The sequence below is a fragment of the Nocardioides sp. P5_C9_2 genome (assembly GCF_054049555.1).
This window is the reverse complement of record NZ_JBFUMD010000291.1, coordinates 1-5058: the sequence shown is the minus strand read 5'-3', so window position 1 is coordinate 5058 and position 5058 is coordinate 1. Positions and strand designations below refer to the sequence as shown.

General features: G+C 71.7%; 5 protein-coding genes. 2 read left to right on the top strand and 3 right to left on the bottom strand.

The features are described 5' to 3' along the window. Positions 1-652 (bottom strand): hypothetical protein (locus ACXJKL_RS14215; protein WP_457207696.1); only part of this gene is annotated, 652 nt, incomplete at its 3' end. Between the two features lie 60 nt (positions 653-712). Here ACXJKL_RS14215 and ACXJKL_RS14210 point away from each other — a divergent pair. Further along, the gene (locus ACXJKL_RS14210) at positions 713-2587 is read left to right on the top strand and encodes a Na+/H+ antiporter (protein ID WP_457207695.1); all 1875 of its coding nucleotides are present in this window, start codon (positions 713-715) and stop codon (positions 2585-2587) included. Between the two features lie 182 nt (positions 2588-2769). Here ACXJKL_RS14210 and ACXJKL_RS14205 read toward each other — a convergent pair whose 3' ends face one another. After that, the gene (locus ACXJKL_RS14205; protein WP_457207694.1) at positions 2770-3987 is read right to left on the bottom strand and encodes a glycoside hydrolase family 16 protein; all 1218 of its coding nucleotides are present in this window, start codon (positions 3985-3987) and stop codon (positions 2770-2772) included. 148 nt (positions 3988-4135) lie between these two features. On the opposite strand from ACXJKL_RS14205, the gene ACXJKL_RS14200 reads away from it, so the two are divergent. Beyond that, positions 4136-4771 (top strand): MBL fold metallo-hydrolase, encoded by a 636-nt coding sequence (locus ACXJKL_RS14200; protein ID WP_457207693.1) that lies wholly within the window; start codon positions 4136-4138, stop codon positions 4769-4771. A 1-nt stretch (position 4772) separates the two neighbouring features. Here ACXJKL_RS14200 and ACXJKL_RS14195 read toward each other — a convergent pair. After that, positions 4773-5058 (bottom strand): chorismate-binding protein (locus ACXJKL_RS14195; RefSeq protein WP_457207692.1); only part of this gene is annotated, 286 nt, incomplete at its 5' end.

The window sequence follows — 5058 nt, the reverse complement described above, 5'->3', positions numbered from 1 at the left end:
GGCCGGCTCTGCGGGCCCCGACATGGCGGGCGCCGGCGTGGCCGGCGGGCGGGGCGGCGGGCGTGCTCGCGCGTCGGGACCGGCGGGGACGCAGCAGCTCCACGGCCAGCACCAGCAGCAGCATGCCGGCGCCCGCGACGCCCAGGGCGGCGACGTACGCCCCCTCGACCGTGATCCCGAACGACACCGCCGTGGGGCCGACGCCGCCGAGTGGCGCGATGACCCACTGCACGGCGGAGGTGCTGCGGTCGAGGGCGAGCTCCTGCGGCCCCGTGCCGCTCATGGACCGGGTCCAGAAGGCGGCGTCCTCGGGGTGCTGGCGACGACCCGCGCCGACCTCGCTCGCGACGACCCCGGCGCCGGTGATGCCCTCGAGACGCACGCGGGGTGAGCCGCCGACGAAGTCCGCCACGTCGACCGGGTGCGCGGTCCCGAGGAAGACGCCGTCCGGCGCCTCGGCCCGCAGGGTCACCGTGACGCCGTCCCAGGCGAGCAGGCCCGGCGCGGTGAGCACGGGCCGGCCGTCCGCGCCCAGGGCGGCCGGCCGGGTGAAGACGGTGTCGTCGGAGCCGACGTACGCCGCGGCGCCCGCGCCGGCGAGGAGGAGCGCGAGCCCGAGCAGGGCCACCACGATCCTCCCGAGTCGACGCACGTCGGGATCATCCCAGTCGGCCGGAGCGGGCGTGTCAGGTGGTGCTGCCAGACTCTGCGGGTGGAGATCGCCCTGTTCCTCGTCGCTCTCGTGGTCGTCGTCCTCGCCGGGACGGCCCTGGCCGAGCGGTTCGACCTGCCGGCCCCCCTGATCCTGATCGTCGTCGGCGTCGTGGGCACCTTCCTGCCGTTCGTGCCGGAGGTGCGCCTCGAGGCCGAGGTGGTGCTCCTCGGCTTCCTGCCGCCGCTGCTGTACGCCGCCGCGCTGCAGACGTCGCTGGTCGACTTCAACGCCAACCGCCGCTCGATCCTGCTGCTGTCGGTCGGGCTCGTGCTCTTCACCGCGTTCGGCGTCGGTGCCGTCGTGCACTGGCTGGTCCCGGCGATCTCCTGGCCGCTGTCCATCGCCGTCGGCGCGGTCGTGGCGCCGCCCGACGCGGTCGCGGCCACCGCCATCGGGCGGCGGATCGGGCTGCCACGGCGGATCGTGACCATCCTCGAGGGCGAGTCGTTGCTCAACGACGCGACCGCCCTGGTCACGCTGCGCACCGCGCTGGCCGCCAGCTCGGTGGGCGTCGCGGCGCTCGAGGTAGGACTGGACTTCCTGTGGGCCTCGGTGGGTGGCGCGCTGCTCGGCTTCGGCGTRTTCGTCGTCGTCGCCAAGCTCCGCCACCTGGTGACCGACCCGCTCATGGACACCGCCATCTCGCTGGTGACCCCGTTCGCGGCGTACCTCCTCGCCGAGGAGCTGCACTCCTCGGGCGTCATCTCGGTGGTGGTGACCGGCCTGCTGCTGGGGCACAAGGCGCCGCTCATCCAGACCGCCCAGTCGCGGATCGCGGAGCGCATCAACTGGCGCACCATCGCCTTCCTGCTGGAGAACACCGTCTTCCTGCTCATCGGCCTCCAGGCCCGCTGGATCCTCGAGGGGGTCGCCGAGAGCGAGCTCTCGGGCGAGCTGATCGCGCTCGTGTGCGCGGCGGCGCTGGTCACCACGGTGACGCTGCGGATGGTGTGGGTCTTCGCCACCCGCTACCTGCTGGTGCGACCCGGCCCGGACCCCGACAGCGGGCAGCTGCCGCCGTGGCAGTACACCTTCGTCCTCGGCTGGGCGGGCATGCGCGGGGTGGTCACGCTGGCGGCGGCCTTCGTGATCCCCGAGGACACCGAGCACCGCGAGGTGCTGCTGCTGATCGCCTTCACCGTCGTGGCCGGCACCCTGTTCATCCAGGGGCTGTCCCTGCCGTGGGTGGCCCGCACCCTGCGCGTCCCCTCACCCGACCCGCTGGACGACGCCCTGGCCCGCGCCTCGGTGCTGCAGCAGGCGTCCAAGGCCGGCTTCAAGGAGCTCGACCAGCTCGACACGGAGGACCCGCACGGAGTCCTGGACCTGATCCGCCAGCGGGTGGAGCAGCGCAACTTCGCGGCCTGGGAGCGGCTGTCGACCACCGCGGGCCAGGAGTCGCCCAGCGACCTCTACGCCCGCGTCCGGCTGGCCATGATCAACGCCGAGCGGGGCCGGGTCCTCGAGATCCGCAGCACCGGCACGGTGGCCAGCGACGTCATCCGCGAGGTGCTCGCGGTGCTCGACGTCGAGGAGTCGATGCTCGACGTGGCCACCGCCGACGATGAGGAGCGCGAGGAGGGGCGCAACGCCCGGCTCGTGCGTGGCGCCACCTGCGCCCACCTCGACCAGACCCCGGCCCAGCCGCCGACGTCGCTGAGCGACGACCTGGTCTGCGCGCAGTGCGTCGAGGCCGGCGTCCACTGGGTCTCGCTGCGCCGCTGCCTGACCTGCGGCCTGGTCGCCTGCTGCGACTCCTCGCCCTTCCGGCACTCCACCGAGCACTTCCACGAGACGACGCACCCGGTCATGCAGTCCGCCCAGCCCGGCGAGGACTGGCGTTGGTGCTACGTGCACCACCTCACCGGCTGAGCGGTACGGCGTTCGGCTGGGCCCGTGACGCTGTGCTCGTGAAGCTGTGGCGAAGTCCCCGCTCGGGCGGGGACTTCGCCACCGGGTCCCGTCGGCCCGAAATGCGGCGACGCGCCGCCCCGCCGGAGCGGGACGACGCGTCGTACGTGGTGCGGAGGAGCAGCGGCCCGGAGGCCGGGAGGTCAGGCCTGCCAGACCCGGATCCAGTCGACGCTCATCGACTGGGGCAGCTTGCTGTCCTTGCCGATCTTCGAGATCTCGTAGTCCGAGGCGAGCATGCTCAGGATCGGGTACTGCGGCTGACCGGAGACGCCGACCTTGGTGCGGTAGGTCTCCTGACCGTCGATGCGGAAGATGTAGACGTTGGGGGTCCACTCGACCGAGAACACGTGGTAGTTCTTCGACCAGCCGTCGCCCTTGCTGCTGAGGAAGGACTTGGAGTCCTTGATCCAGGAGCCGGTCTTGACGCCCTGGCCCTTGCCGTTCTTGGAGTAGACGAAGGACGTCAGGCCCCCCTCGGGGTGCTTGTCGCCGAAGTACTCGATGACGTCGATCTCGGCACCGGTCAGGCGCGGGTCGTTGGCACCCACGACGCTGGAGGCGGGCTGCATCCAGAACGCGCCGTGCTGGCCGCGGCTCTTCTGGAACTTGATGCGCGCGGCGGCGAAGCCGTACTTGAACGAGAAGCCGCCCTGGGTGCCGATGTGGCCGTTGAGGCGGTAGGCGAACTTGCCCGTGGACTTGCCGTCCTTCTTGGCGACGCACTTGTCGGACCGCGCGGGGTCCTTCATGACGCTCAGCCGGGCGGTGCCGCCGGTGACCTTGACGGCGCGCGCGTCACCCTTGGAGCAGGCGCGCAGGCTCTCGGGCTCGTAACCGCTGCCCCGCTGGTTCCAGACGGGGTTGAGGGTGGAACCGGAGAACTCGTCCGTCCAGGTCGGGGTCAGCCAGCGTCCGGTGCTGACCGACTTGCTCTTGCCGGCCTTGGAGCCCTTGAACGCCATCGCGGTGGCGCGGTAGGTCAGCGCGACGCCGCCCTTGGAGATCGGGGCGGCGAAGTTGGCGAGACCCTTCTTGGTGGTCTTGGCCTTCTTGACGGTCTTCCACTTGCTGCCCGACTGGACCTGCAGCGCGACAGTGCGACCGGGCTTGCCCGGCTTGACGGTGGCGGTCAGGCCGGCCTTGGCCGAGTTGGCGGAGGCGGGGCGCTTGCCCTGCGCGACGATCTGGGGCAGGGCCACCAGGCTCACGCGGGTCTTCTTGGCGCGACGCTCGCTCACGGAGGTCGAGACGGAGTCGTTGGTGTCAGCACTCGAGGAGCTGGTCTGCGTGACCAGGATCATCGAGGCGGGCATCAGCAGCGCGAGCAGGGATCCTGCCAGGGCGCGGCGTCCAGACATGGGTTCTCTCAATCGGTCGGGTGCGGTTGTCATTCCCCCACTGCACTCGAGGGCGAGAACACCTTAACTTTGATCGCCTGAACATCCGCATCGAACGCACGGACCGGGCGTGGCCGTCCGCATTGCGAAACCTGCCTACTGTAGGGAGATGCGCCTCACGAAGTTCGGTCACGCCTGCGTCCGCATCGAGCACGAGGGGGCCGTCGTGGTCCTCGATCCGGGGGTCTTCAGCGAGCCCGAGGCCCTCGACGGGGCCACCGGCGTGCTCATCACCCACGAGCACGCCGACCACGTGCACCCGGAGCTGCTGCGTCGCTCCGACGCGCCGATCTGGACGATCGAGGCGGTGGCCCGCCTGCTGCGCGAGCAGGCGCCCGACGTCGCCGAGCGGGTCCGCGTCGTGCGACCCGGCGTGCACCTGGACGTGTCCGGTCTTGCCGTCGAGGTGGTGGGGGAGAAGCACGCGGTGATCCACCCCGACTACGACCGGTTCGACAACTCCGGCTACCTGCTGACCGTGGGCGAGGAGTCGGTCTACCACCCCGGCGACGCGCTGACCGCCCCCGGACGACCGGTGGACCTGCTGCTCGCCCCGGTGAGCGCGCCGTGGCTCAAGGTCAGTGAAGCGGTCGACTTCGTCCGCGAGGTCGGGGCGCCGCGCTCGCTGGGTATCCACGACCGGGTCTACAGCGACATCGGCCTCGACATGGTGGCCTCGCACATGGGCAACCTGCTGCCCGAGGGCCAGGAGTACCTGCGCCGCCAGCCGGGCGAGGACCTCTGAGTCAGATCCGACCCGACAGCGCGTCGCGGACCGGGACGAACTTGGCCTGCGCCTCGGCCAGCTCCGCCTCGGGCTCGGAGCTGCCGACCACGCCGCAGCCGGCGAACAGCCGCACCGTCGACCCCCGGACCAGGGCCGAGCGCAGCGCGATGCCCCACTCGCCGTCGCCGGTGGCGTCGATCCAGCCCACCGGACCCGCGTAGCGGTCGCGGGCCATGCCCTCGATCTCCCCGATCAGCGCGACCGCCTCGGGGGTGGGGGTGCCCCCGACCGCGGCCGAGGGGTGC